This is a genomic window from Polaromonas sp. P1_F1 (assembly GCF_056405795.1).
Genome location: NZ_JBFUBJ010000004.1, coordinates 13,504 through 37,924, shown reverse-complemented (window position 1 = coordinate 37,924; position 24,421 = coordinate 13,504). Strand labels below are relative to the sequence as shown.

Sequence of the window (24,421 nt, the reverse complement as noted above, 5' to 3'; positions counted from 1 at the left end):
CAAAGGCCGCGATGAAGGCTTGAGCCGTATAGCCTCAGCTAAAATTTCCGCACTGCGCAGGGAGTCGCATGCATGCAGCGGCCCCGACCGAACTGTTTTCGCACCTGGTAATAACTAGTAATAAAACTATGCCTGAATCCACCGTAAAAACCTCTTCCACATCGGCTGATGCAGCCTTGCTGCGCGAGGTCGCGGAACTGGTGGTGAGCGCCCTCAACCTTGAGGTGAGCGCCGACGATGTACAACCCGACGAACCGCTCTACGGCGACGGCTTGGGGCTGGATTCCATCGACATCCTGGAAATTGCGCTGGTTGTCTCCAAGCACTATGGCCTGCAGCTCAGGGCGGACCACGAAGACAACCACGCCATCTTTCATTCGCTGCGAAGCCTGGGCGACCATATTGCCGCCTGGCGAACCCAGTGACAGCTGTGCTGGCGACACGGTTTACCCAAGCCTGTCGCTGGGGCGGCATCGCGGCTTTGGGAATCGGCTACGCTGTGCTTTCCCATCTGGCCGCGGCATCGACGGCGCCGGGCTTGCTTGAGGCGCTGGTCGCCGTGCTTCCGCTGCTGGTGCTGGCCGTTGTCCTGGCCTGGCGTTCACCGCAGCGCCCTGTCATGCTGGCCCTTTGTGGTGTAGCCTGCCTCGGGTTTTATCTGTTCAGGGAATGGCTGATCACCCATTACAACTGGGTTTTCCTGCTTCAGCATGCGGGCACATATGCCCTGCTATGCGGAACTTTCGGCCGCACACTCGTGCAAGGACGCACACCGATGATTGCGCAGTTTGCCCGCATCGTGCATGGCGAGCTTTCGCCTGCGCTTGTTTCGTACACGCGGTCGGCCACCTTGGCGTGGGCCTTGTATTTCGGAATCATTGCGGGCTTTTCATTGCTGCTGTTCTGGCTGGCGCCCATTGCTGTGTGGTCCACTTTTGCCAATCTTCTGGGCATTCCCCTGCTCGCACTGATGTTTGCAGCGGAATATGCCGTTCGCTGCTACGCATTGCCGGCAGCAGATCGTGCCGGTCCGCTGGAGGCCATTCGCGCCTACCGGCAGGCTTCCGCAGAAAGCCGCGCGCGCCGGCCATGACGACGTTTCCGCTGATCTCGCACACCCGGGCTGAAGACGTTGTGGCTTGCAGCCATGGCCAGGCCGTTACCGTTGAACATTTTCTGGCCGATGTCAGGCAGCTTGCGGCGGCCCTGCCCTCAGGCAAGCATGTTCTCAATGTCTGCGCAGACCGCTACCGATTTGCCGTGGGTATGGCGGCCGCCCTGCTGGCAGACAAGGTCAGCCTGCTGCCACCCACGCTGACGCCGGAAATGGTGAAACAGGTCCGCAGCTTTGCACCAGACGTGTTTTGCCTCGCGGACCAGCCACAGTCCCTGGCCCTGCCGTTACTGAGCTGGACGGATGCGATGACGCCACGTCCGCCAGGCACCGCAACTGGCATGCAGTGCGATATTCCGCAAATTCCCGCATCGCGCATTGCCACCATCATGTTCACCTCCGGCTCGACCGGCACGCCGGTGGCGCACCGGAAAAGCTGGGGCGGGCTGGTCCGCAGCGCGCGGGCTGAAGCCGACCGGCTCGGCTTGCTGGATGGCCGCAAGCACAGCATCGTGGCGACAGTGCCTCCGCAGCACATGTTCGGCTTCGAGTCCACCGTGTTGCTGCCGCTGCAAAGTGGCGCCATTCTGGTGGCTGCCCATCCGTTTTATCCGGCCGATATCTGCGCCGCACTGGCGCAAGCGGAGCGCCCCCGCATGCTGGTGACCACGCCCGTGCATTTGAAAGCGCTGCTGGCTTCAGGCCTGGACATTCCGCAGGTTGACCTCGTGCTGTCCGCCACGGCACCCCTGCCACCCCAGCTGGCATTGGCCACCGAAGCCCGGCTGCAGGTTCCTCTGCTGGAAATCTACGGCTCCACCGAAACGGGACAAATCGCCACGCGGCGCATGACCGAGGCCCTGCCGTGGACACTCTTTCCAGACGTCACGCTGAGCATCAAGCAAGGCCAGACCTGGGCCTCAGGCGGCCATGTCGACCAACCCACCCCGCTGGCCGATGAACTGGAGTCGGTGTCGGACACACAATTTCTTTTGCACGGCCGGACTGCCGACCTGATCAATATCGCGGGCAAGCGAAGCTCGCTGGGCTACCTGAACCATCAGCTCCACGCCATACCGGGCGTGATGGACGGCGCCTTCTTCATGCCGGACGAGGGTTCCGGCGACACCGTGGTACGGTTGATGGCTTTCGTTGTGGCGCCGGGCCTGACGGCGCCGGCCCTTTTGGCGGCACTGAGGGAGCGGATTGACGCCATCTTCATCCCGCGGCCCCTCGTGCTGCTCGACAGCCTGCCACGCAACAGCACCGGGAAATTGCCGCGCGATACGCTGGTTACCCTGGCGCGCGACCATCTTCAAAAGAAATCTCCCGTTCCGGGCGAAACCCGGTTTTCCATCGCCCCTGACCATCCGGCGCTTGCCGGGCATTTCCCCGGTACACCCATTGTTCCCGGTGTGGTGTTGCTCGACGCCGCCATACACGCGGTACAACACGCACGTACCGGCCATGCCCCGGAGGTCTGCCAGATCAGCTCGGCGAAATTCCTCAGCACGGTGGGGCCCGGTGAGACGCTGACCATCTCCTGCAGCACCACCGCCTCCGGCAGCACGCGCTTTGACATTTCCAGCGGCGACCGAAAAGTTGCCACCGGAACCTTGCTGCTATCGCCGCAGCCATGAACACGCCACGCGGAGCCAATGCGACATCCGGCGCCGAATGGCAGCAGCTCCCGGAACGCAGCAACGGCTTCATGCTGCGTGTCATGACCTGGATCTCGCTGAACCTGGGCCGTAGCGCCAGCCGCATCGTCCTTTACGGGATTGCAGCCTATTTCCTTATTTTCGCGCCGGCGGCGCGCCGGACGTCGCGAAACTACTTGCGGCGCGTGTTCGACCTGCCGTCGCCCGCTGCGGTCGGCTGGCGTCATCTGTTCCGGCATTTCCTGAGTTTTGCTTCTGCCATTCACGACCGTGTTTACCTGCTGAATGACCGCTTCGAGCTGTTTGATATCCGGGTGCACAACCAGCAACTGATCGACAAGGTGGTGGCTGACGGAAGAGGCGTGTTCCTCATCGGCGCCCATCTGGGCAGTTTTGAAGTTCTGCGGGCCATCGGGCGCCAGCAACCGGGCCTGCGCATTGCCATGGTGATGTACGAGGAAAACGCGCGGAAAATCAACGCGGCGATGGGCGCCATCAATCCCAAAGCGCAGCTGGACGTCGTGGCATTGGGACATATCGATTCCATGATCAGGGTGCACGAACTGCTGGATGAGGGTGCCGTCGTCGGCATGCTGGGTGATCGGTCGCTGGGCAAGGACGACACCTATTCCATCGAATTCCTCGGAGACGCCGCCGAGCTGCCGCTGGGTCCTTTTCGCATGGCCGCCATCCTGAAACGCCCCGTGTTGTTCATGACGGGGCTGTACCGCGGCGGCAATCGTTATGACATTCATTTCGAACCTCTGGCGGATTTCTCGACGCTACCTTCGCGCGGCCGCACAGCGGCGGTGCAATCCGCCATGACGCGCTATGCTGCACTGATGGCGCAATACTGCCGCAGCGCGCCTTACAACTGGTTCAATTTTTTTGATTTCTGGCGACCTGCGCCGCGGCAGTCCGGCCAGCCCGAACAAAACACCTGAGCATATGACACACCTTATTCAGCAAACATCCACCCCCGCCTCATCGCACGTCACGCAACAGCCGTCACGGCCCGTCTTCGCGCTGGCCGCAGTTGTGGTGGGTCTGGTGTTGGCCGCATTGAGCCCGGCAGCGCTGGCCGCCTGGGACCTTCAGCAACTGATGGATTCGCTGGCGCAAACCAAGTCGGGCCGCGCCACCTTCGTCGAAAAAAAGAGCATTGCGTTGCTCGACAAACCGGTGGAATCGTCCGGGGAACTGCTCTATACCGCGCCAGACCGGCTGGAAAAGCGGACGCTCAAACCGAAGCCTGAATCCATGGTGGTGAACGGCGGAGAACTGGTGATTGAACGCGGGAAGCAAAAATACCAGTTACGGCTCCAGGCGTACCCCGAGCTGGCCGCATTCATTGACAGCATTCGCGGCACCCTGGCGGGCGACCGCAGCGCCCTAGAGCGCAACTACCGGCTCAGCCTCGAAGGCACGGCCGAACGCTGGACCCTGCAATTGCAGCCCGTCGATCCCAAAATGCAGGCGGTGATCCAACGCATCCGCATTACGGGTGTGCGTGACCAGTTGCGCAACATCGACATCGCCCAGGCCGATGGCGACAGCTCCACCATGACCATCGAGCAAGTGGCCGCCCCGTGATGAACGGCGCACGCGGCCGCATGGCAGCCATTGCGGTATGGCTGGCATTCCTGATCGGTTGCGGCATTGTCATCAGCCGCACACAGTTCACGACCGACCTGTCGGCGTTTTTGCCGCGTACTCCCACACCCGAGCAACAACTGCTGATGGACCAGCTGACCGAGGGCCTGGCCTCGCGCCTTGTCCTGGTAGGCATAGAAGGCTCCGACGCCCCTCAACGTGCAGCGCTTTCCAAAAAAATGGCGCAGCAGCTGCGCACCGATTCCGCTTTTGCCAGCGTGGCGAATGGCGAACCCGTCAATAGCGAGCGGGACCGCAATTTCCTGCTCAACCATCGCTATCTGCTGAGCCCTTCAGTGACGCCGGAACGATTCAGCGCGGATGGGTTGCACACGGCCCTCACTGACAGCATCGAATTGCTCGCTTCGCCCGCAGGACTGATGGTCAAGGCCCTGCTGCCCCGCGACCCTACCGGCGAAATGGTGCAGTTGCTGGGCCAGCTCAACGGCGGAAGCCAGCCGCAACAGGCCCATGGCGCCTGGACTTCCCGTGACGGCAAGCGGGCACTGATGCTGCTGCAGACCCACGCAGCAGGCTCTGACACCGATGCCCAGCAACGTGCCATGGCCGCGATTCGCCAGGCCTTCGATGCGGCGGGCGGTTCCTCAGCTGGTGCCAGCTTCGTCATGACAGGCCCTGGCGTATTTTCGGTCACGTCCCGCGAAACCATTCAAAGCCAGGTGAGCCACCTCTCGCTGATCAGCGTGGTGCTGATCGCGACGCTGTTACTGCTGGTTTACCGTTCTGTCAGCGCCCTTTTGCTCGGATTTTTGCCCGTGCTGAGCGGCGCGCTGGCGGGGATTGCCGCAGTCAGCCTGGGTTTTGGGTCGGTGCACGGCATCACGCTGGGCTTCGGCACAGCGCTGATCGGCGAAGCTGTGGACTACTCCATCTATCTTTTTGTGCAGTCCGAAGATGCAGGCGCCGACCAGGCGCATTGGGTCAAGCGCTTCTGGCCGACCGTCCGGCTCGGCGTTCTGACCTCCATAGCCGGCTTTGCCTCTCTCTTGTTTTCGGGCTTTCCGGGCCTGGCGCAACTCGGCCTGTATTCGATTGCCGGCCTGGTCGTGGCCGCCGCCGTGACCCGCTATGTACTGCCGCATCTGCTACCGCGCCATTTCCGCATCCATGATGTGTCGGCCATCGGGCGGGCGCTGGAGGGGCTGGTGCAACATGCGGCCTTGTTGCGATGGCCTGCCGCGGCCCTGCTGATAGCCGCCTGTGCCGTCCTTGCGGGAAATCACGCCAGCCTGTTCAACGACAAGATTTCCTCGCTCAGCCCGGTCTCGCAAGCCGATGTGGCGCTGGATGAAAGCCTGCGTGCCGATATGGGAGCGCCTGACGTGCGCTATGTGGTGGTGGTTTCCGGCGCCAGCCAGGAGTCGGTACTCCAGACCGCCGAACAGGTTTCAACCCTGCTCCAGGCACAGGTCGAGCGCGGTGAAATTGCCGGGTTTGAGAGCCCCAGCCGCTACCTCCCCAGCGTGGCCACGCAACGCGCCCGCCAGGCCAGCCTGCCCGCTGCTGAGGTGTTGCAGGCCCGCATGACCCAGGCCACGCAAGGGCTGCCAGTGCGCCCGGGGGTGTTTTCACCTTTCCTGGCAGAGGTCGCTGCCGCCCGCAGCCAGCCCTTGCTGCAGCCAGCCGACCTTGAAAAAACCTCGATGGCCATGGCCCTGGCCGCGCTGCTCATTGGTAAAGACGGCCGCTGGAGCGCCCTGCTACCTTTGACTGCGTCCCAGGGACGAAACATCGACGCCGACAACATTCGCGCCGCGCTGGCCACCAAGCCCTTGCCTGGCGTACTTTTTGTCGACATGAAAACCGAGTCTGACCGTTTGTATTCCAGCTACCTGCACGAAGCCATCGTGCTGTCGCTGGGCGGGCTGGCTGTCCTCGTGGCCCTGCTGCTGGTGGTTTTCCGGTCCCCGTCCCGGGTGCTGCGGATCATTGCGCCGCTGGCGGCCGCTGTCGTCACAGTCACGGCCGGGCTGGCCCTGCTGGGCCAGCAACTGATCATCCTGCACCTGGTGGGCCTGTTGCTGGTCGTGGCCGTGGGCTCCAACTACGCGCTGTTTTTTGACCGGCCCGAGCCCCATGCCCCGATAGCGCCCAGAACCCTGGCGTCCATGCTGCTGGCCAATCTGACCACCGTCGCAGGGTTTGGCCTGCTCGCTTTTTCCAAGGTGTCCATCCTGCAAGCCATGGGCGTTACCGTTGCCCCGGGCGTCATCCTGGCGCTGGTTTATGCCGCAATTTTTGCCAGGAAGCCCCATGCCTGACCTCCGGTGGAAGCCCAGCATCCTGGTACGTGCAAGCATCACGCTGCACGCGGCGGCACTTGCGGCCATCCTTGTTGATTCCGGCTGGTGGCGCTGGGCGCTTGCCGCCGTGGTCCTCAACCATCTGTTGCTCACCGTCGTGGGTATGTGGCCCCGCAGCCAGTGGCTGGGCCCCAACTGGACCCGCCTGCCCCAGGCCTCCGTCGCCAGGCGGGAAATCGCCCTGACCATCGATGACGGCCCCGACCCCGCCGTGACACCCGAAGTCCTGGATCTGCTCGACCGGTATGCGGCCCGCGCGACCTTTTTTTGCGTCGGTGACAAAGCCGCCCGCCATCCCGAGTTGTGCCGCGAGCTTGTGCGGCGCGGACATGCCGTTGAAAACCACAGCCAGCACCACCGCCACTACTTTGCCCTGACGGGCCCGCGCAGCATGTTTCGCGAGTTGCAGGCAGCGCAAAACACACTGAGCGGCCTGACGGGCCGGCGGCCCCTTTTCTTTCGCGCTCCCGCCGGCCTGCGCAACCCCTTTCTTGACCCGGTACTGGCCCGGCTCGGCCTGAAGCTCACCAGCTGGTCCGTGCGCGGCTTTGACACCCGCGTCACCAATGCCGAGCAAGTAAAACGCAAACTGACGGCCGGGCTGCAAGCCGGCGCCATCTTGCTGTTGCATGACGGCAATGCAGCACGCACACCGCAAGGTGTTCCGGTCATCCTGGATGTCCTGCCCGCCCTGCTGGAGTCCATTGCGGCCGCCGACCTGCACACGGTGACCCTGCAGCAGGCCCTCGCATGAATCCTACGCAGAAAACCCGGCAGAGTCCGTGGTCACAAATAGGGCGGGTTATCTTTCAGCACATCTATCTGAAAGCCATTGGCACGATGCTTTTCATCGGCGTGTTTTTCGGCGCCTACTTTTACCTGCTCAAGCACCCGGCCTTTCCGATCGCGGTGATGCCCCTCACCTGGCCCGACCACCTCATCGGTTTTGAACCGCTGGCCTTGCCGGTTTACCTCTCGCTATGGGTTTATGTCTCGCTGCCGCCCATCTTCTTTGGCGACCGGCGCGAACTCTTGCGCTATGGCGGCGCCATTGCGCTGACCTGCCTGGCGGGCCTGCTGGTGTTTTATTTCTGGCCCACGGCCGCACCCGCTCCAGACATTGACTGGCCGAAATATCCGCAGATGCTTTTCCTGAAAAACATGGATGCGGCAGGCAACGCCTGCCCTTCGCTTCATGTGGCAACAGCCGTTTTTTCGGGCATCTGGCTGCACCATCTGCTGCGCCGATTCTCCGTCCCCGCATGGGTGCTGGCGGTGAACGCGCTCTGGTGTTTCGGCATTGCCTATTCCACGCTGGCCACAAGGCAGCACGTCGCGGTGGACGTCGCCGGAGGCCTGCTCCTGGGGGGAGTGGCAGCCTGGTTATCCCTGCATCTTCACAAACAGCGCACCGCAGGCAAGTAACAGCTGGTGTCCGGCATCGCAACGGCGCCGGATTTGCCACGTGATTTGCTAAAGTGTCTTTTTCTTCAGATTGGTTTTTTCTCTGTATCCACTTTGGCTTTCCCACTTCACCGCAACCAGCAGCATGGGTCGCGGTCTTGCACAAACTCTCGACGCGTTGCGCACGCGGCGGGGCGGGCTCGCCCCATGCACTTTTGACACGGTCGACCTGCCGACCTTTGCAGGCGAGGTCACGGGCACGGACAGCGTGCAGCTTCCTGCGCAATGGGCCCGCTTCGACTGCCGGAACAACCGGCTCGCCCTGCTGGGGCTTCAGCAGGACGGTTTTACTGAAGCGGCGGCAGCTGCCGGTAAAAAATACGGCGCGCACCGCGTGGGGGTCTTCATCGGCACCAGTACATCGGGCATTTTGCAAACCGAACTGGCCTATCGCCGGCGCGACCCGGGGACCGGCGCCCTGCCCCCCGATTTCATTTACGGCACAACACACAACACATTTTCTGTCGCTGATTTCACGCGCCAGTACCTTGGGCTGACCGGCCCGGCCGCCGTTGTGTCGTCAGCCTGCTCATCCAGTGCCAAGGTGTTCGCTTCAGCGCGAAGGATGATGCGGGCGGGTCTGATCGATGCTGCCGTGGTCGGCGGGGTCGATTCGCTGTGTCTCACAACCTTGTATGGCTTTAACTCGCTGGGTCTGATTTCCCCCCAGGCTTGCAGGCCATTCGACGCCGCACGCAACGGCATCACCATTGGGGAAGCTGCCGCTTTCGCCCTGCTGGAACCCGCACCGGCACAACCCGCCCCAGATGATGTGCTGCTGCTGGGCGTCGGCGAATCCAGCGACGCCCACCATATGTCCTCCCCCCATCCCGACGGCCTGGGTGCACGGCTGGCAATGCAGCAGGCCCTGGACATGGCCGGCCTCACCACGGCCGGGATCGACTACATCAACCTGCACGGCACAGCCACACAAAGCAACGATGCCGCGGAAGCCAAGGCGGTGTCCGGGCTGTTCGGCCCAGGCACCCCCTGCAGCTCCACCAAGGGCGCCACCGGCCACACGCTCGGCGCTGCGGGCGGGCTTGAAGCCGTGATCTGCGCGCTCGCATTGCAGCACGGCCTGCTGCCCGGCGGCATCAACACCCACGAGCGCGACCCGGCCCTGGCCGTCAACTACCTCATGGACAACCAGGAGGCCGCCCCCCGGCATGTGCTCAGCAATTCCTTCGGCTTCGGCGGAACCAATTGCAGCCTGATTTTTGGCCGTGCCGGTTAAGGTCCCCACGTGACACAAGCACAACCCCCATCCGCAACAGCGCTGACGGTTTTTGTCGAAGGTATCGGGCTGCTGGGCCCCGGACTGACGGGGTGGGCGCAAGGGCGCGAATATCTCAAAGGCAGCACCGCTTATCAAGCCACGCGCTGCGTTCTTCCGCCACCCATGGCTTTGCCGCAGGCCGAACGCCGCCGGGCCGGCGCGGTGGTCAAGGTGTCGCTGGCAGTGAGCGAGGAAGCGGTTGCAGCTTCGGGCCTGCAAGCTGCCATGCTGGCATCCGTGTTTTCATCTTCCAGCGGCGACGCCGTCAATTGCCACGAAATTTGCAATGCTCTGGCCTCCAGCGACAGGCTGATCTCCCCGACGCGCTTTCACAATTCAGTGCACAACGCCGCCTCCGGCTACTGGAGCATTTCAAGCGGCTCGATGGTTTCGTCCTCGGTGCTTTGCGCGCGCGATGCAAGTTTTTCGGCAGGTCTGCTGGAGGCCATGGCCCAGGTAGCGGTGGACCAGATACCCGTGCTGCTGGTCGCTTATGACACCGATTACCCGGAGCCGCTGTACAGCACACGCCCCATTCCCGACACCTTCGGCCTGGGACTGGTGCTGACACCCCACCGCAGTGAACGCAGCCAGGCGCAGTGGACGCTGGAACCAGACAACTGCCTGACGGCCTTGCCTGCCGACCGGCTCGATGACGCCGCGCTCGAACAGCTGCGCACAGACATTCCTGCGGCACGCTGCCTGCCTCTGCTGCGCAGCATCGCGCGGCAGCAAAGCGGCCGGATCGTGCTGGACTACCTTGACGGCCGGCAACTGGCCCTGCAGGTGGCACCGTGATACTTGCAGGCCTGATGCCCACCAAGGCCTGYAGCGCGCCTTTGAGCCTTGGGCACGACGAGATCGCGCGCCGTATTCCCCATCAAGGCAGCATGTGCCTGCTTGAACGCGTCACGGCGTGGGACAACAGTCAAATTTCTTGCGAAGCCACGAGCCACCGCGCTGCCGGCAATCCCCTGCGTGCCTACGGAAGGCTGGGCGCCGCATGCGGGATTGAATACGCAGCGCAAGCCATGGCTGTGCACGGCGCACTGATCTCGGAAGCCGCGGCCGGCACCCAGGAAAATCACTCGGCCACCGGCGATGCCGCCCCCTTCGGCTACCTGGTCAGCGTTCGCGGCGTCACCCTGCATGTCGAAAGACTCGACGACATCAACCTCGCGCTCACCATCCATGCCGAGCGCACGAGCGGCGACGCCGGCAGTATTCTTTATGGGTTCACGGTTCATGCAGGCCCTGCGCTGCTTCTGTCAGGCCGCGCCGTGGTGATGCTCGACGCACCATCCAGGGAGATTGCATGAACGCCTCCGTACTCAAACGCGCGCTGGTCACCGGTGGCAGTGGCGCCATTGGCTCGGCCATTTGCCGGCAACTGGCTGCCGATGGATTTCACGTCATCGTGCATGCCAACCGCGGCCTCGATGCCGCATCAGCACTGGTGGCTTCCATCCAGGCGTCAGGCGGTCATGCGGAAGCTGTGGCGTTTGATGTCACTGATGCCGCCGCAACCGCCATTGCCCTGGAAACCCTGCTGCTTCAGGGGCCGGTCCAGGTGGTCGTGAACAACGCCGGCATCCATGACGACGCGGTCTTTCCGGGCATGCAGCTGCGGCAGTGGCAACAGGTCATTGACGTATCGCTGAATGGCTTTTTTCATGTCACCCAGCCCTTGATGATGCCGATGATCCGTACGCGCTGGGGGCGTATCATCAATATCACGTCGGTCGCGGCAGTGGCAGGCAACCGCGGACAGGTGAATTATTCGGCGGCCAAAGGCGCATTGCATTCAGCCACCAAATCCCTTGCGCTGGAAGTGGCCAGCCGCGGCATCACGGTTAATGCGGTCGCGCCGGGCATCATCGCGACACCAATGAGCCAGGACAGTTTTGATGCCACTGCCATCGCGCAGCTGGTACCCATGAAACGAGCCGGGCGACCTGAAGAAGTCGCCGACCTCGTGAGTTTTCTGACTTCAGAGCGCGCAGCTTACATCAGCGGCCAAGTTATTTCCATCAACGGCGGCATGATTTAAAAAGGCACTCCATGACCATTCCTGAAAACACTCCCACGGTGCATGCACCCCATGTCCCGCTGACCGAGTATTACCAGACAGAGCAGGACCGGCAAACCTATCTGCGCAGGATTTTTGACAGTACCGCGCCGGACTATGACCGCATCGAGGCAATCCTGGCCTGGGGCAGCGGTTCACGCTATCGACGCGACGCATTGATTCGCGGCGGCCTGAAAACCGGCATGAAAGTCCTCGACGTGGGTGTGGGAACCGGCCTGGTTGCCGCGCAAGCCTGCCTCTTGACCGGAGACCCCACACTGGTGACCGGCCTTGATCCCAGCCCCGGCATGATGGCCGCCAGCAAGCTGCCAAAAACCATGGTGCTGGTGGAAGGCCGGGCCGAGTCCCTTCCGTTTCCGGACAACCATTTCGATTTTTTAAGCATGGGTTATGCCCTGCGCCACATCAGCGACCTGGGTGTGGCATTTGCAGAATTTGAACGCGTGTTGAAGCCCGGTGGACGGCTCTGCGTGCTCGAAATCACCCAGGCAAAAAACCGCTGGGGCCGCTGGTTGCTCAAGACCTACATGCGCGGCGTCATACCGCTGCTGACGCGCTTCGTTTCGCGGCAAAAGGAAACCGCGTCCATCTGGCGCTACTACTGGGACAGCATAGAAGCCTGCGTGCCGCCCGAACAGGTGCTGGCCACGTTGCGCGCGGCGGGTCTGGCGGATGTCAGGCAACACCTGGAAGCCGGCGTATTTTCAGAATACCAGGCAGTCAAATCGCAGCCCGGCTCCGCGGCCCCGGCCCCGGCCTCAACTCATCACAATCGCTGAAACAGGCGCCGGGCCAGCAACACCGGCAAGCGCAGCACAAACCCGATGAAAAGCCGGGAATGCATCCAGGTGAGCAAAAGGTTGTCGCGCAGGTAGTTGAAGTGCGACACCCCCCCTTCGTCGGGCCGAAAATACTTCACGGTGGCCGGCAGGTTGACCGGTTTCACGCCGCGCCAACACATGCGCACCACCGCTTCCGGGTCAAAATCAAACCGGCGCATCCAGCGCTGCCCGGCCATCACATCACGCAGCGGCGCGATCGGGTAAACACGAAAGCCGAACAGGGAATCCCCGATGCCGGCCCAGAGGGTTTCCAGGTCGGCCCATCCATTGGACACCTTGCGTCCATTGACACGCAGGCGTGGTGCATCCGCGGCGAACACCGGCACGCCGAGCACCATGACAGCGGGCTGGGCCAGCGACGCGACCATGAACTCCGGAATCAGGTGGGCGGGGTGCTGCCCATCGGAGTCCATGGTCAGCACATGCGTGAACCCTTGGGCCGCAGCCAGCTCAATGCCGTGCAGCACCGCGGCACCCTTGCCCACATTGCGCGGCAACACCACGACCCGCAAGCGCGCATCGTCCGCGGCCATTGCCAGCAGACGGTCGGTGCTGCCGTCCGTGCTGCCGTCGACGACCACCCAGACCGGCGCCCACTGCGCAAGTGCACTGCGGACTGTTTCGTCAACTTTGACACCGGGGTTGTAACTGGGAATCAGGACGAGATGCGTCCTGGACATGTCGCGAAGGGAATCATTCATCGAGGGATCTAACTTGAACGGAAAACTGCGTGCACCTTCACGCCGGCGGCGCAGAAGCAGTCAGGGGGGACGACCGGGTACGCCCCAGCTCGGTCTGGAAGTATTGCTCCAGCTCTGCGGTGAAGTGTGCCGTGTCGCTTACCGGCTCAAAGCATTTTCCGAGGCGAACACGGTAAGTGACCGGCATTTTCGGCGTCCATAGCAGGGACCAGCCCTTGCCCAGAAACCTCGAATCGGTTTCGATAAAAACGGTCTGTACCGGCACACCCGCGTATTTGGAAATCAGGCTGGTCGTTCCCTGCATGCGTCCTACAGGAAACCGCCGCGTGCGGGTGCCTTCCGGGAAAAGCAGCAAACTGCTGCCCTGGCGCAAGTCGGCGACAGCCAGCTGCACCATGGTGCGCAGCGGCGTATTGCGGATATAACCCACCAGTCGCGCACCGGCCCCAAAAAAAACGCTGTTGACGATGTCCGCCTTCATGATGCAGGTGGCGTCCGGCAAACGCGACAGGATCATGATGGCGTCCAGCAGGGAAGGATGATTGGGCGCGATGATCACTGGAGGGCCTGCCTGCAGCGCATCCAGCGCCGTCAGGTCGAACCGGCAGGCCCCCATCAACACCAGCAGGCGCAGATAAGAGCGGAAAGTGGCGGCCACGAGCCTGCGCCCCCAGCGTTTGCTTAATACCCTCGGCAACAAGGGCCGCATGACCACCGCCAGCAGCGAGACCGCCAGGCTGACGCCAACAAGTACCAGGTAACCCACGCAAAGACGGGCAGTTTCATGCACCGCCCTGCGGCCCTTATTGGCCAGGGACGGCTCGGCAAGCGCAGTGTCAGTCGGCTCCGCCCCGCTTACGCTGTTGAAAGGCGGGATACTCGGCTCGGTCATTGCTTGCCTTTCGGTTGAGGTCGTGGGCCCTGGCGCAGACCGTATCCGGTTTGCTTTTTGAATAGATGAATGCAAGCGAGTCTACCTCCCCAAAAATGCCGCTCTTTGGCAGATTTCCGGATTCCAGCGTAAGGTTTTATGCCGACTGAGGGGCCCACCGCAATCTTTCCCGGCAAAAGCCGGTGTTGGCGGTAAGTGACTGATAGTAAAGGACAATCAGGGGCCGGAAACATCGAAGAACGGCCCCTAAGATAGGCAATTGGCGAGATAAAAATGCGAACAGAAGGAAGCGCGCATGCGCTAGGTCATTGATGCAAAAAGAAACAATTCGGGGCAAAAATCCAACAGGCGGTGCGCCGGAAGACACGCCCATGATGACGCAATACAAGCGCATCAAGGCGGAGTACCCCGACACCCTGGTTTTTTACCGCATGGGGGATTTCTACGAGGTCTTCTTTGCCGATGCGGAAAAGGCCTCCCGCCTGCTGGACATCACGCTGACACGGCGCGGCCAGTCCGCGGGCGAGCCGGTTGTCATGGCGGGCGTGCCCTTTCATTCGCTGGAAGGCTACCTGGCCAAGCTCATCAAGCTCGGCGAATCGGTAGCCATCTGCGAGCAGGTCGGCGACGTCGCCACCAGCAAAGGCCCCGTGGAGCGCAAAGTGGTGCGCGTGGTCACGCCCGGCACACTGACCGACACCGAACTGCTGAGCGACAAGACCGAATCCATCCTGCTGGCCGTGCACCAGGGCGCGCGCAACACCTGCGGCCTGGCCTGGCTCAGCGTGACGCAGGGCGAAATCCACCTGGCGCACTGCGCCAATGACGAACTGGAAGCCTGGCTGGCGCGCGTGGCGCCCAGCGAACTGCTTTACAACGTCGACGTAACGCCGGCCTTTGAGCAGCGCCTCAAAACCCAGCGCTGCGCCGCCAGCGCCCGCCCCGCATGGCAGTTTGATTCCGCCCTGGGCGCGCGCCGCCTGCTGGACCAGCTCAAGGTCGCCTCGCTCGCATCCTGGAATGCTGAAGCACTGAATGAGGCGCACGCCGCCGCCTCGGCACTGCTGGGCTACGCTGAACACACCCAGGGCCGGGCGCTGTCGCATGTGCAGGGCCTGCAGGTGGTGCGTTCGGGCGAGCTGATCGAGCTGCCGCAAACCACGCGCCGCAACCTGGAGCTCACGCAGACCCTGCGCGGCGAAGAATCGCCCACGCTGTTTTCGCTGCTGGACACCTGCACCACCGGCATGGGCAGCCGTGCACTGAAAAGCTGGCTGCTCACCCCGCGCCGTGACCGGGCACAGGCCGCCGACAGGCTGGATGCCATTACCCACCTGCGCAGCGGCTCCCAGCAAACCCTGCGCGCCAGGCTCAAGGGCTGCAGCGACGTGGAACGCATCACTGCCCGCATCGCGCTGCGCCAGGTGCGGCCGCGCGAGCTCGTGGCCCTGAAAGACACGCTACAAAAAACAGAGCTGGTTGCGCCCGCCAGTATTGGGCTGCCGGCACTTTTAACCAAAATTTTTGAAGACCTGCAACCGCCGGAAGGTTGCCGCGAGCTGCTGGGCCGCTATGTGCTGGATGAGCCCGCCGCACTGATACGCGACGGCGGCGTCATCAACCACGGCTGCGATGCAGACCTGGACGAATTGCGCGCCATCCAGACCAACTGCGACGATTTCCTGCTGGACCTGGAAGGCCGCGAGAAAGCCCGCACCGGCATCGCCAACCTGCGCGTGCAGTTCAACAAGGTGCACGGCTTCTACATCGAAGTCACACAAGGCCAGCTCGACAAGGTGCCCGACGACTACCGCCGCCGCCAGACGCTGAAAAATGCCGAGCGCTACATCACGCCCGAACTCAAAGCCTTTGAAGACAAGGCCCTCTCAGCGCAGGAGCGGGCACTGGCGCGCGAGAAGTGGCTGTATGAACAGCTGCTCGACCAGTTGCAGGACTTCATTCCCGCGCTGAGCCGCCTGGCGCGCGCCCTCGCCTCGCTCGACGCGCTGTGCGCATTGGCCGAACGCTCGCTCACCCTCAACTGGGCCGCGCCGGTGTTCGTACGCGAACCCTGCATTGACATCAGCCAGGGCCGCCACCCTGTCGTCGAAGCGCGCCTGGCTGAGACGGGCGGCGGCGCCTTCATCGCCAACGATTCCGTCATGAGCGGCAAGCACCGCATGCAGGTCATCACCGGCCCCAACATGGGCGGCAAGTCGACCTACATGCGCCAGGTGGCGCTGATCGTGCTGCTGGCCAGCGTGGGCTCGTATGTGCCGGCGGCCAGCTGCCGGCTCGGGCCCATAGATGCCATCCACACCCGCATAGGCGCAGCCGATGACGTGGCCAACGCGCAATCGACCTTCATGCTGGAAATGACCGAGGCCGCGCAGATCCTGCACGCCGCCACACCGCATTCGCTGGTGCTGATGGACGAAATCGGCCGCGGCACCTCGACATTCGACGGACTGGCGCTGGCCGGCGGCATTGCCGCCTACCTGCACAACAAGACCCAGGCCTTCACGCTGTTTGCCACACATTACTTTGAGCTCACCGAATTCCCGGCGCAGCATCACGGCGCCATCAATGTGCATGTGAGCGCAGTCGAGTCCGGCGCCGACATCGTGTTTTTGCACCACATCGAGCCCGGCCCCGCCAGCAAAAGCTACGGGATTGCCGTGGCCAGGCTGGCCGGCGTGCCCGCTGCCGTCGTCAACCACGCCCGCCATGCACTCACCGCGCTGGAGGCCCACCAGACCGAAGCGCGCGCCCAGGTTGACCTGTTCGCCGCCCCGCCCGAAGCCGCCGCGCCCGAGCAAAGTGCCGTGGACAAGGCATTGGGTACCATAGACCCCGATGCACTGAGTCCGCGCGAGGCGCTGGACGCCCTGTACCGCCTGAAAAAGATCTCCATCTCCCCGTGACCCAGCGCAACCCAACTTCTCCGACCTCCCCCACACTTCCAGAGCACCTCATGACTTACTGCGTCGCCGCCAAACTCAATGCCGGGCTGGTGTTCCTGTCAGACTCCCGCACCAACGCGGGCCTGGACCACATCAGCACCTTCCGCAAAATGATCGTCTATGAAAAGCCGGGCGACCGTTTCATGGTGTTGCTGTCGGCCGGCAATCTGTCGATTTCCCAGTCGATCCGCGAGATTTTGCAGATCGAGCAGCTCAAGGACCACGACGGCGGCGAAGCCATCACGATCTGGAACGCCAAAAGCATGTTCGATGCCGCACGCGTGCTGGGCTCGGCAATACGCCGCGTCTACGACCGCGACGCCGAAGCACTGAAAAACGCCGATGTCGACTTCAACGTCTCGCTGGTCTTTGGCGGACAGATCCGCGGCGAGAACATGCGCCTCTTCCAGATGTATTCAGCCGGCAACTTCATCGAAGCGACCGACGAGACGCCTTATTTCCAGGTCGGCGAATCCAAATACGGCAAACCCGTGCTGGACCGCGTACTCACCCCGGCCACGCCGCTGGCCGAAGCCGCCAAGTGTGTGCTGGTGTCCATGGACTCGACCATGAAGTCGAATCTCTCGGTTGGCCTGCCGCTGGATCTGGTGGTCTATGAGGCTGACACCTACCGGAGCGACAAGATCGTCTGCATCGACAACGACAACCCCTACTACCGCATGATGCACAGCAGCTGGGGCCAGAAGCTGCGCGAAGTGTTCGACAGCATCGAAGACCCGGTGTGGGACGACGCGCACACCGACATCCCGCTGAAGATGCCGGCCACCCGCCATGAGCCGTTAAAGAAGATCAGCACGCCTGACGAGAAACTGATTTAAGCCGTGCCCGCCAACGCAAAGCCGCTGGTCATTTTTTCCCACGGCAACAGCTTCCCCGCCAGCACCTACAGCGCGGTGTTCCAGAGCCTGAAAGCACGCGGCTTTCAGGTCAAGGCGATTGAAAAATTCGGCCACGACCCGCGCTACCCCGTCACCAGCAACTGGCCGCACCTGGTGCAGCAACTGGCCGACTTCACGGCCCGCGAGGTTGAAAAATCCGGCCAGCCGGCTTTCCTGGTGGGCCATTCGCTGGGCGGCTTTTTAAGCCTGATGTGCGCTGCGCGCAACCCGGTGCTCGGCGGCCAGCCCGTCAAGGGCGTGGTGCTGGTCGACTCCCCCATCCTCGGCGGCTGGCGCGCCGCAGCGCTGAGCGTGGCCAAGCGCGCACAACTGGTGGGCTCCATATCCCCCGGTGCCATCAGCCGCAAACGCCGTCACCAATGGGTAGGCAAAGACGAGGTCTTTGAACACTTTCGCAGCAAGAAGGCATTTGCCGCCTGGGACGAGCAAGTGCTGCGCGACTACATCGAGCATGGCACCCACGACGATGCCGGCGAAGGCCAGCGCCTGCTGAGCTTCGACCGCGACGTCGAAACCGCGATCTACAACACGCTTCCCCACAACCTGGAAGGCCTGCTTAAACGCCACCCGCTGAAATGCCCTGTTGCCTTTATCGGCGGGCGGCAGTCGGCCGAGATGAAGCAGGTTGGGATGGCGATGACCGAAAAGGTGACGAAGGGGCGGATCATGATGCTGGATGGGAGTCATCTGTTTCCGATGGAGAAGCCATTGGCAACGGCGGCTGCGGTTGAGGCGGCTTTGAGGAATTTCCTCGAGTAGGCTGCTGTTGTTTCCGGCGGTGCGCCCTCTGCTGAGGGCGGCTGGCCGGGGGTTGCCCGGCCAGCAGCTCCTAGACGAAAGCGCCCAGTCGGAACACAAACCGGCCTCAAGGAACCGCTATCAATTCAATAGCTGCCAGCGCCCGTCCCTATTTCCCAAAAGGCCAAAAACCACCTAAAAGTGCAGATTTCAGCGATATTGACGCCGCGGGGACTTACCCTCAAGACTGCGGTTCAACATTCGCAACAGACTGGATAAACTAGCCCAGCACATCCGGCAGCCCCCTGTGCCGCGCATCAGAACGACTCTCAGAGGAGGTTTCTCATGGCCCTGTCCTTTATCGTCACCCTTGCCGTGACCTTTCTAGCCTGGGCCGTTGCAGCGGTGCTGTCCCAAAGCATGGGCGACGCGATGACGCTGAGCGCATCCGTCTGGCTGGCCACGGGCGTCACCTTTGGCGCGCTGCTGGCCGTGAAGCCGCCCAAGCGCCCCGCCGTACTGGCGGGCGCCGCGCTGGCGGCCATCGCGCTGGCTTTGCTGGACGGCCTGGCCGTGTTGCCTGCCATCGCTTTTGGCCTGAACGAAGCCTTCTGCGCCAGCCTGGGCGCCTGGGTGGCGCGCCTGCTGCGCAGCACCGGGCCCGACGGCGGCATGGAGCCGGGTAAGGCTTACGCCGGCGTGCTGCTGGGCGCACTGCTGACCTCCGCGCTGGGTGCCAGCATCGGCGTGATGCTCTGGAGCTGGGCCCTGCCGGAGCCCGTTGTCCTGCTGACCGAATGGCGCGTGTGGACCTGCACCACCTTTGTCGGTATCTTGCTGATTGCGCCGCTCATCACTGCGTTTTCCGGCTTCAAGGTCAAGCGCTCGGGCGGCATGGCCACCAGCCAGTTCCTGGCGGGCGCGGGCACCTTCCTGCTTTTCTTTGTGGTGGCGGGGCTGATCTTTTCAAGCGATGTGTCCGACCGGTTCAGCGCATCGCTGGGCCCCACCCTCACCTACCTGCCGCTGCCCTTCATGGTGGTGACCGCCATCCTCTGGAAGGAACGCGGCGCCACGGTGGCCACGCTCATCGGCGCGCTCGCCCTGGTCGCCTGGACCAACGCCGGCGGCGGCCCCTTCGCCGAAGTGGAAGGCTTTCCCGGCGAAGCGGTGATCGAGATCCAGGGGTATGTCGCCGTGATGGCGCTGCTGGTGGGCGTGGTCAATGCCCTGGGCGCCACCGCCGCACAGGCCCTGGCGCAGGCGCAAGACTGGCGCACCCGCTACCGCCAGGTGCTGGACTCCAACCGCACGGTGGTCGCCAATTTTGACGCCAGGACGGGCGCTGCCGAATGGGGCGAAGGTGCCAGCGAGTTGCTGCGCACCAACGCCAACGCACTGCTGACCGTGCAGGACTTCATCGCCCACGCCGACCCGCAAGAGCAGCCCGGACTGCAAGCCGACTGGCGCGACCTGACGCAGGGCCAGCGCGACCACGTGCTGTGGAAGAACACCCTGCGCTGGAGCGACGGCCGCGTGGCCAGCGTGAACGCGCGCCTGTCGGGTGTGCGCGGCGCCGACGGCAATGTCGAACAGGTTGCAGCGCTGCTGGAAGTCGAGGCCTGACGTGGCTCTGGACAGTTCCAGCACCGCTTCCGCCGAGTCACCAGCGCCGGCCGTGGACAAGAAGACGCCGGCCGTTTTCCTCATTCACGGGCTGGGCGGCACGCAATACGATCTGGGCTCCATGCACAAGCGGCTGAAAAACGCCGGTTTTGTCACCCATTCGCTGACCCTGCCCGGCCACGGCACCACGCCCGAGGATTTGGTGAACGTGACCGCTGAGCAGTGGATGGATGCCGTCACCGCCAAATACCACGAGGTGGCCGCGCAGCACGACAACTTCCACATCATGGGCATGTGCATGGGCGCACTGCTGGCCACCGAGCTGGCCAAGCGGCAAAAGCACACGCGCGGCAAGCTGATCGCGCTGGCGCCGCCTATCTACATCGACGGGTGGGCCACCGCCTGGTACACACCGCTGCGCCACCTGATGTACCACCTGCCCGGCGTTGCAGCACGCATGAAGGTCGAGGAAGAAGACCCTTTCGGCATCAAGAACGAACAGCTGCGCGCCATCGTCAAGGCCAAATTTGCGCGCGGTGAAGCCTTTCATTACCGCTGGGTACCGCTGGCCTGCGTGCGGCAGGTAGACCGGCTTCGCGGCTGGGTGATGACGGGCCTGAAAGACATGGCCAGCGAAACCCTGGTGATCCATGCACGCGAGGACGAACTCACCAGCCTGAGCTCGGCCAACTACCTGGTCGAGCAGATAGGCGGCGCCAAAGCCCGCATGGTGGTGCTGGAAAACAGCTATCACATGATCTGCGTCGACAACGACCGCGAACAGGTTGCCCGCAACGTGCTGGAGTTTTTCGGCGCCAGCAGCGCGGCCTCACTGGGCATGGCGGTAGACAACCCGAAGATGAGCCCCGAAGCGCTGATCGCCTTTGCGCAAGCGCTGCGTACCTCGCTGGAGGCCGGCGACTTCACCGGCATCTTTGCCAGGGGCGCTTCGGACATGGCATGGTTCCAGCCCGGCGCCAACCGCGCCAGCGGCGTTTACCGCGGCAACAAGGGTCTGCAAGCCATGCTGCCGTGGGCCGCTGCAGTGCGGTTCACGGCATTCGGGCAGCCGGTGTTCAATGCCGGCGTGGCGGTGGTGCCCGCTACGCTCACGGCCGGCGGCCTGATGTCACAAGGTGTGCTGGCCTTTGCGGTGCGCTCGGGCCGGCTGCTCGATGCACGCTGGTTTCCCGACGACGTGGCGCTGGAAGACGCGCACTTTGGTGAACCGGTGGCCCCTGCCGGGCCCAGTGAAGCCGAGCGCGCTTTTGAAGCCGCCGGCATCGCGGTGAAGACGCTGGCCCAACCACCTGACAACGAAGCCCTGCTGGGCCTCTATGCCTTGTACAAACAGGCGACGCTGGGGGACGCGACCGGCGAACGCCCCGGCATGATGGACGTGACAGGCCGCGCCAAATACGATGCCTGGGCCCAGCGCAAGGGCATGACCCGCGAAGACGCGATGGCCGGCTACACAGCCCTGGTGGAAAAGCTCAGGTCCGCCTGAGCGTTCGTCCCTTCGCGGGGCTAGTCCATCAGGTCGGCGGGTACCTTGCCGCCGTTGGCTGCCAGCTTGTTCATGACCTGCTTGTGCAGCCAGATGTTCATGGTCGCGCTGTCATTCATGTCACCCGTGTAACCCAGTTCCTTGGCCAGCTCCTTACGCTCACCCAGGCTGCTGTCCAGGTGCAGGAGCTTCATCAGGTCGACGATAGAGGTCTTCCAGTTGAGTTTTTCCGGGTTCTTGCTGGCCATGCCGTTGAGCAGGGCTTCGACATCCACCTGCTGCATGGGCGGCGCTGCAGGCGCCGGGGCAGGCGCTGCGGGGGCCGTGTCAGCGGGAGCGGCAGCCACCGGCGGCGCGGCATCGGGCGTTTGCAGCGAGGGAAATATCTTGCCGAAAATTTTGCCGAGAATACTCATGGTGCGCCCCTGCGTGAAGTTTAAAAATCCAGCGTAACACCGGGATGTGACAGCTTTTGTCAGACGTCACGCCAATCGCAGCTTGGGCAACGCATCGCTCAACGGGCTGGCGCACCCACGCGTTTCAGGCCCGCTTCACCCGCCCGCGCCGCCGCATCGGGCTGCCACACCACCTGATCGTCTACCGCATACAGCCAGCACTTCGATTTCGCCCTCGCACACTGCTGGAAGGTCGTCGCCATGGCTTCGGGCTCGCCGGCGTTGAAGTACCAGCCGCCCTTCTCCGTCACGGCAAAGGCTTTGGGAGACGGCAAGCTGCGGAAGTGGGCATAACGCGCCTTGCCGGCGTCGCTGAGCGGCACGGCCGCCGCGTCATCGGCCGCCGCAAAGCCGGAGGCCTGCGGCACCACGTAGTGATGCCCTTTGAAGCGCTGGGCGTGCGACAACAGCAAGGGCTGGCCCAGTTGCGCCGAGAGAAACTCGAACATGCGCGCATGTGATGCTTCCCGCGCTGCGGGGTTGCCGCCCACCGTGGCCTTGCCGGTTTTGGTGTTGCCCAGGCCTTCCATTTGTTTGACAGGCCCGGGGCCGTCAAAGCCGTGGTAGCTGCCGGGGTAAACCGTCAGTTCCACCGGCGCATTGGCTTTGTTCTTTTGCAGGCGCCCATGCAGGGTGACGCACTCCGGGGCCAGTGTCCAGTCGTCGAGCTCGCCGATCATGATCAGGAGCGGCACATGGACTTCATAGTTCCACATCCTGTTGTTCAGCAGGCAGCCAGGGTAAAAAGCCACGGCGGCGCGCGGCTGCACCTTCTGTGCCTGCACGTATTTGTCTGTGGCGTCGATAGTGCTGAGCACCGTCTGCGCGCCATGCGACCAGCCCAGGACCACAATGCGCGAAGCATCCACAGACGGCTGCTTCACCAGCCAGTCGATGGCAGCAAACACATCCTCGCGGCGATCGCTTTCGTGGATGGTGCGGAGCTTGTTGGGTGTCTCGCAAATCGATTTCTGGCCACGCGGGGTGAAGCTGTCCAGCGCGAGGAAATGCATGCGCTCCGCGTTGAAGTACCCGCCATACCGGAAGAGCCGCTCGGCAAAATTGCCTTTACTGTCGAGCCCGCCGCCGCAGCCATGCAGGCCGATGATGACGGGCCGCGGATCCTTGTCGCCGGTGTCGAACCAGTAGCCGGGAATCTGCAGCTTGCCGTCCTGCGACGGGATAAATACCGGGCCACTCGCATGCGACAGCTGTGCCAGCAGCAAGCCCCAAAGAAGAACAGAAAAATACCGAAGCCAGGTCATGGCAGTCCCCTCCTCTGCGTCTCTTTTACCGGACGCTCAGTTTTTTACGCCGCCCAAACCACCAGCCCGCTCCATGCCGTGGCCAGCACCACAATGCCGAACGCGATGCGGTACCAGGCAAACGGCACAAAGCTGTTGGTCGAGATGTAGCGCAGCAGCCAGCGTACGCAAAGCCAGGCACTGAAAAACGAAAACACCAAGCCTACCGCAAACATGGGCATGTCGGCAGCAGACAGCAGCGCCCGCTCCTTGTACAGGCTGTAGGCGCCGGCGCCAATCAGCGTCGGCATGGCCAGGAAAAACGAGAAGTCGGTCGCGGCCTTGCGCGACAGCCCCAGCAGCATGCCGCCGATGATGGTCGCACCGCTTCGGCTGGTGCCGGGAATCATCGCCAGGCATTGCACCAGGCCGACCTTCACCGCGTCCATCACGGTCATGTCCTCCACCTCCTGGATGCGCGCAGCCGCGGTGTTCTTTTGCTGCCGCTTTTCGGCCCAGAGGATGATGAAGCCGCCGATGATGAAAGTGCTGGCCACCACCACGGGCGTGAAAAGATGGGCCTTGATGGCTTTGCCGAACAGCAGGCCCAGCACCACGGCGGGCACAAAAGCCACCAGCACATTGAGCACAAACTGTTGCGCCTGTTTCTCGGTCGGCAGGGCTACGGCGGTCGCGCGGATCTTCTGCCAGTACACCAGGATCACCGCAAAAATGGCGCCAGTCTGGATCGCGATATCAAACACCTTGGCTTTTTCATCGTCAAATCCCAGCAGCGCACCGGCCAATATCAGGTGCCCTGTCGAGGAGATCGGCAGGAATTCAGTCAGGCCCTCGACGATGCCCATGACGGCGGCTTTGATCAACAGTGCAATATCCACGCGGTCTCCAGAAAATGAAAGATTATGGCCCCCACGGTCGCTCACTTCGT

At 63.1% G+C, this 24,421-nt stretch carries 23 protein-coding genes; 18 read left to right on the top strand and 5 right to left on the bottom strand.

What is annotated here, in order from left to right; genetic code table 11:
* The first annotated feature begins 128 nt into the window (after positions 1-128).
* From AC1DZE_RS12305 to AC1DZE_RS12245, 13 genes are all read left to right on the top strand, one after another.
* Positions 129-425 carry a phosphopantetheine-binding protein gene (locus tag AC1DZE_RS12305; protein WP_457279104.1) on the top strand — a complete coding sequence of 99 codons (297 nt, stop codon included), beginning with the start codon at positions 129-131 and terminating at the stop codon, positions 423-425.
* On the top strand, positions 422-1,093 hold the full coding sequence (locus AC1DZE_RS12300; protein ID WP_457279105.1) for a COG4648 family protein: 672 nt from the start codon (positions 422-424) through the stop codon (positions 1,091-1,093). Before AC1DZE_RS12305 ends, AC1DZE_RS12300 begins: the two co-directional genes overlap by 4 nt.
* Positions 1,090-2,754, top strand: coding sequence for an AMP-binding protein (locus AC1DZE_RS12295; RefSeq protein ID WP_477671829.1), 1,665 nt, complete (start codon positions 1,090-1,092; stop codon positions 2,752-2,754). Before AC1DZE_RS12300 ends, AC1DZE_RS12295 begins: the two co-directional genes overlap by 4 nt.
* Entirely contained in the window at positions 2,751-3,719 is a 969-nt protein-coding gene (locus AC1DZE_RS12290) for an LpxL/LpxP family acyltransferase (RefSeq protein WP_477671558.1), read from the top strand. The genes AC1DZE_RS12295 and AC1DZE_RS12290 overlap by 4 nt, the downstream gene beginning before the upstream one ends.
* Positions 3,720-3,723: 4 nt before the next feature.
* A complete protein-coding gene (locus AC1DZE_RS12285; RefSeq protein ID WP_477671828.1) occupies positions 3,724-4,368 on the top strand; it encodes a LolA-related protein in 645 nt (214 codons plus the stop codon).
* Positions 4,368-6,710: an MMPL family transporter gene (locus AC1DZE_RS12280; protein WP_477671556.1), complete on the top strand. Its 2,343-nt coding sequence runs from the start codon at positions 4,368-4,370 to the stop codon at positions 6,708-6,710. Before AC1DZE_RS12285 ends, AC1DZE_RS12280 begins: the two co-directional genes overlap by 1 nt.
* Positions 6,703-7,506 (top strand): polysaccharide deacetylase family protein, encoded by an 804-nt coding sequence (locus tag AC1DZE_RS12275; RefSeq protein WP_477671555.1) that lies wholly within the window; start codon positions 6,703-6,705, stop codon positions 7,504-7,506. The genes AC1DZE_RS12280 and AC1DZE_RS12275 overlap by 8 nt, the downstream gene beginning before the upstream one ends.
* A gap of 86 nt (positions 7,507-7,592) precedes the next feature.
* On the top strand, positions 7,593-8,177 hold the full coding sequence (locus AC1DZE_RS12270; protein WP_477671554.1) for a phosphatase PAP2 family protein: 585 nt from the start codon (positions 7,593-7,595) through the stop codon (positions 8,175-8,177).
* Between the two features lie 82 nt (positions 8,178-8,259).
* Positions 8,260-9,453, top strand: a complete 1,194-nt coding sequence (locus AC1DZE_RS12265; RefSeq protein WP_477673090.1) for a beta-ketoacyl-[acyl-carrier-protein] synthase family protein — start codon at positions 8,260-8,262, stop codon at positions 9,451-9,453.
* Positions 9,454-9,462: 9 nt separating this feature from the next.
* The gene (locus tag AC1DZE_RS12260; protein WP_477673088.1) at positions 9,463-10,293 is read left to right on the top strand and encodes a beta-ketoacyl synthase chain length factor; all 831 of its coding nucleotides are present in this window, start codon (positions 9,463-9,465) and stop codon (positions 10,291-10,293) included.
* A 14-nt stretch (positions 10,294-10,307) separates the two neighbouring features.
* Entirely contained in the window at positions 10,308-10,814 is a 507-nt protein-coding gene (locus tag AC1DZE_RS12255) for an ApeP family dehydratase (RefSeq protein ID WP_477673091.1), read from the top strand.
* Positions 10,811-11,545, top strand: coding sequence for a 3-oxoacyl-ACP reductase FabG (fabG, locus tag AC1DZE_RS12250; RefSeq protein ID WP_477671552.1), 735 nt, complete (start codon positions 10,811-10,813; stop codon positions 11,543-11,545). Before AC1DZE_RS12255 ends, fabG begins: the two co-directional genes overlap by 4 nt.
* A gap of 11 nt (positions 11,546-11,556) precedes the next feature.
* Complete coding sequence (locus AC1DZE_RS12245; RefSeq protein ID WP_477700106.1) at positions 11,557-12,363, top strand: class I SAM-dependent methyltransferase; 807 nt, start codon at positions 11,557-11,559, stop codon at positions 12,361-12,363.
* On the opposite strand, the gene AC1DZE_RS12240 is transcribed toward AC1DZE_RS12245, so the two are convergent.
* Positions 12,351-13,127 carry a glycosyltransferase family 2 protein gene (locus AC1DZE_RS12240; RefSeq protein ID WP_477672718.1) on the bottom strand — a complete coding sequence of 259 codons (777 nt, stop codon included), beginning with the start codon at positions 13,125-13,127 and terminating at the stop codon, positions 12,351-12,353. The two genes, AC1DZE_RS12245 and AC1DZE_RS12240, sit on opposite strands and share 13 nt — an antisense overlap.
* Before the next feature lie 37 nt (positions 13,128-13,164).
* Positions 13,165-14,019, bottom strand: coding sequence for a lysophospholipid acyltransferase family protein (locus AC1DZE_RS12235; protein ID WP_477672719.1), 855 nt, complete (start codon positions 14,017-14,019; stop codon positions 13,165-13,167).
* A gap of 311 nt (positions 14,020-14,330) precedes the next feature.
* On the opposite strand from AC1DZE_RS12235, the gene mutS reads away from it, so the two are divergent.
* The 5 genes from mutS to AC1DZE_RS12210 all read left to right on the top strand — a co-directional run bounded on the left by mutS (position 14,331) and on the right by AC1DZE_RS12210 (position 21,773).
* Positions 14,331-16,943, top strand: a complete 2,613-nt coding sequence (gene mutS, locus AC1DZE_RS12230) for a DNA mismatch repair protein MutS (RefSeq protein WP_477672720.1) — start codon at positions 14,331-14,333, stop codon at positions 16,941-16,943.
* A gap of 50 nt (positions 16,944-16,993) precedes the next feature.
* Positions 16,994-17,821: a proteasome-type protease gene (locus AC1DZE_RS12225; RefSeq protein ID WP_477671548.1), complete on the top strand. Its 828-nt coding sequence runs from the start codon at positions 16,994-16,996 to the stop codon at positions 17,819-17,821.
* A gap of 3 nt (positions 17,822-17,824) precedes the next feature.
* The gene (locus tag AC1DZE_RS12220; RefSeq protein ID WP_477671547.1) at positions 17,825-18,661 is read left to right on the top strand and encodes an alpha/beta hydrolase; all 837 of its coding nucleotides are present in this window, start codon (positions 17,825-17,827) and stop codon (positions 18,659-18,661) included.
* A 324-nt stretch (positions 18,662-18,985) separates the two neighbouring features.
* Positions 18,986-20,266, top strand: coding sequence for an MASE1 domain-containing protein (locus AC1DZE_RS12215; protein WP_477672721.1), 1,281 nt, complete (start codon positions 18,986-18,988; stop codon positions 20,264-20,266).
* 1 nt (position 20,267) lies between these two features.
* The gene (locus tag AC1DZE_RS12210; RefSeq protein ID WP_477700105.1) at positions 20,268-21,773 is read left to right on the top strand and encodes an acyl-CoA-binding protein; all 1,506 of its coding nucleotides are present in this window, start codon (positions 20,268-20,270) and stop codon (positions 21,771-21,773) included.
* Positions 21,774-21,793: 20 nt separating this feature from the next.
* On the opposite strand, the gene AC1DZE_RS12205 is transcribed toward AC1DZE_RS12210, so the two are convergent.
* The 3 genes from AC1DZE_RS12205 to AC1DZE_RS12195 form a co-directional block, all read right to left on the bottom strand.
* Positions 21,794-22,189 (bottom strand): DUF3597 domain-containing protein, encoded by a 396-nt coding sequence (locus AC1DZE_RS12205; RefSeq protein WP_477666371.1) that lies wholly within the window; start codon positions 22,187-22,189, stop codon positions 21,794-21,796.
* Between the two features lie 98 nt (positions 22,190-22,287).
* A complete protein-coding gene (locus AC1DZE_RS12200; RefSeq protein ID WP_477700104.1) occupies positions 22,288-23,493 on the bottom strand; it encodes a dienelactone hydrolase family protein in 1,206 nt (401 codons plus the stop codon).
* A 44-nt stretch (positions 23,494-23,537) separates the two neighbouring features.
* The gene (locus AC1DZE_RS12195) at positions 23,538-24,371 is read right to left on the bottom strand and encodes an undecaprenyl-diphosphate phosphatase (protein WP_457279124.1); all 834 of its coding nucleotides are present in this window, start codon (positions 24,369-24,371) and stop codon (positions 23,538-23,540) included.
* Between the last annotated feature and the right edge of the window lie 50 nt (positions 24,372-24,421).

Coding starts and splice junctions, on each gene's coding strand:
- mutS (WP_477672720.1), top strand. CDS start 14,331: ATGCAAAAAGAAACAATTCGGGGCAAAAATCCAACAGGCGGTGCGCCG.
- fabG (WP_477671552.1), top strand. CDS start 10,811: ATGAACGCCTCCGTACTCAAACGCGCGCTGGTCACCGGTGGCAGTGGC.
- AC1DZE_RS12205 (WP_477666371.1), bottom strand. CDS start 22,189: ATGAGTATTCTCGGCAAAATTTTCGGCAAGATATTTCCCTCGCTGCAA.
- AC1DZE_RS12215 (WP_477672721.1), top strand. CDS start 18,986: ATGGCCCTGTCCTTTATCGTCACCCTTGCCGTGACCTTTCTAGCCTGG.
- AC1DZE_RS12295 (WP_477671829.1), top strand. CDS start 1,090: ATGACGACGTTTCCGCTGATCTCGCACACCCGGGCTGAAGACGTTGTG.
- AC1DZE_RS12240 (WP_477672718.1), bottom strand. CDS start 13,127: ATGAATGATTCCCTTCGCGACATGTCCAGGACGCATCTCGTCCTGATT.
- AC1DZE_RS12245 (WP_477700106.1), top strand. CDS start 11,557: ATGACCATTCCTGAAAACACTCCCACGGTGCATGCACCCCATGTCCCG.
- AC1DZE_RS12305 (WP_457279104.1), top strand. CDS start 129: ATGCCTGAATCCACCGTAAAAACCTCTTCCACATCGGCTGATGCAGCC.
- AC1DZE_RS12285 (WP_477671828.1), top strand. CDS start 3,724: ATGACACACCTTATTCAGCAAACATCCACCCCCGCCTCATCGCACGTC.
- AC1DZE_RS12200 (WP_477700104.1), bottom strand. CDS start 23,493: ATGACCTGGCTTCGGTATTTTTCTGTTCTTCTTTGGGGCTTGCTGCTG.
- AC1DZE_RS12270 (WP_477671554.1), top strand. CDS start 7,593: ATGCTTTTCATCGGCGTGTTTTTCGGCGCCTACTTTTACCTGCTCAAG.
- AC1DZE_RS12290 (WP_477671558.1), top strand. CDS start 2,751: ATGAACACGCCACGCGGAGCCAATGCGACATCCGGCGCCGAATGGCAG.
- AC1DZE_RS12280 (WP_477671556.1), top strand. CDS start 4,368: ATGAACGGCGCACGCGGCCGCATGGCAGCCATTGCGGTATGGCTGGCA.
- AC1DZE_RS12225 (WP_477671548.1), top strand. CDS start 16,994: ATGACTTACTGCGTCGCCGCCAAACTCAATGCCGGGCTGGTGTTCCTG.
- AC1DZE_RS12275 (WP_477671555.1), top strand. CDS start 6,703: ATGCCTGACCTCCGGTGGAAGCCCAGCATCCTGGTACGTGCAAGCATC.
- AC1DZE_RS12235 (WP_477672719.1), bottom strand. CDS start 14,019: ATGACCGAGCCGAGTATCCCGCCTTTCAACAGCGTAAGCGGGGCGGAG.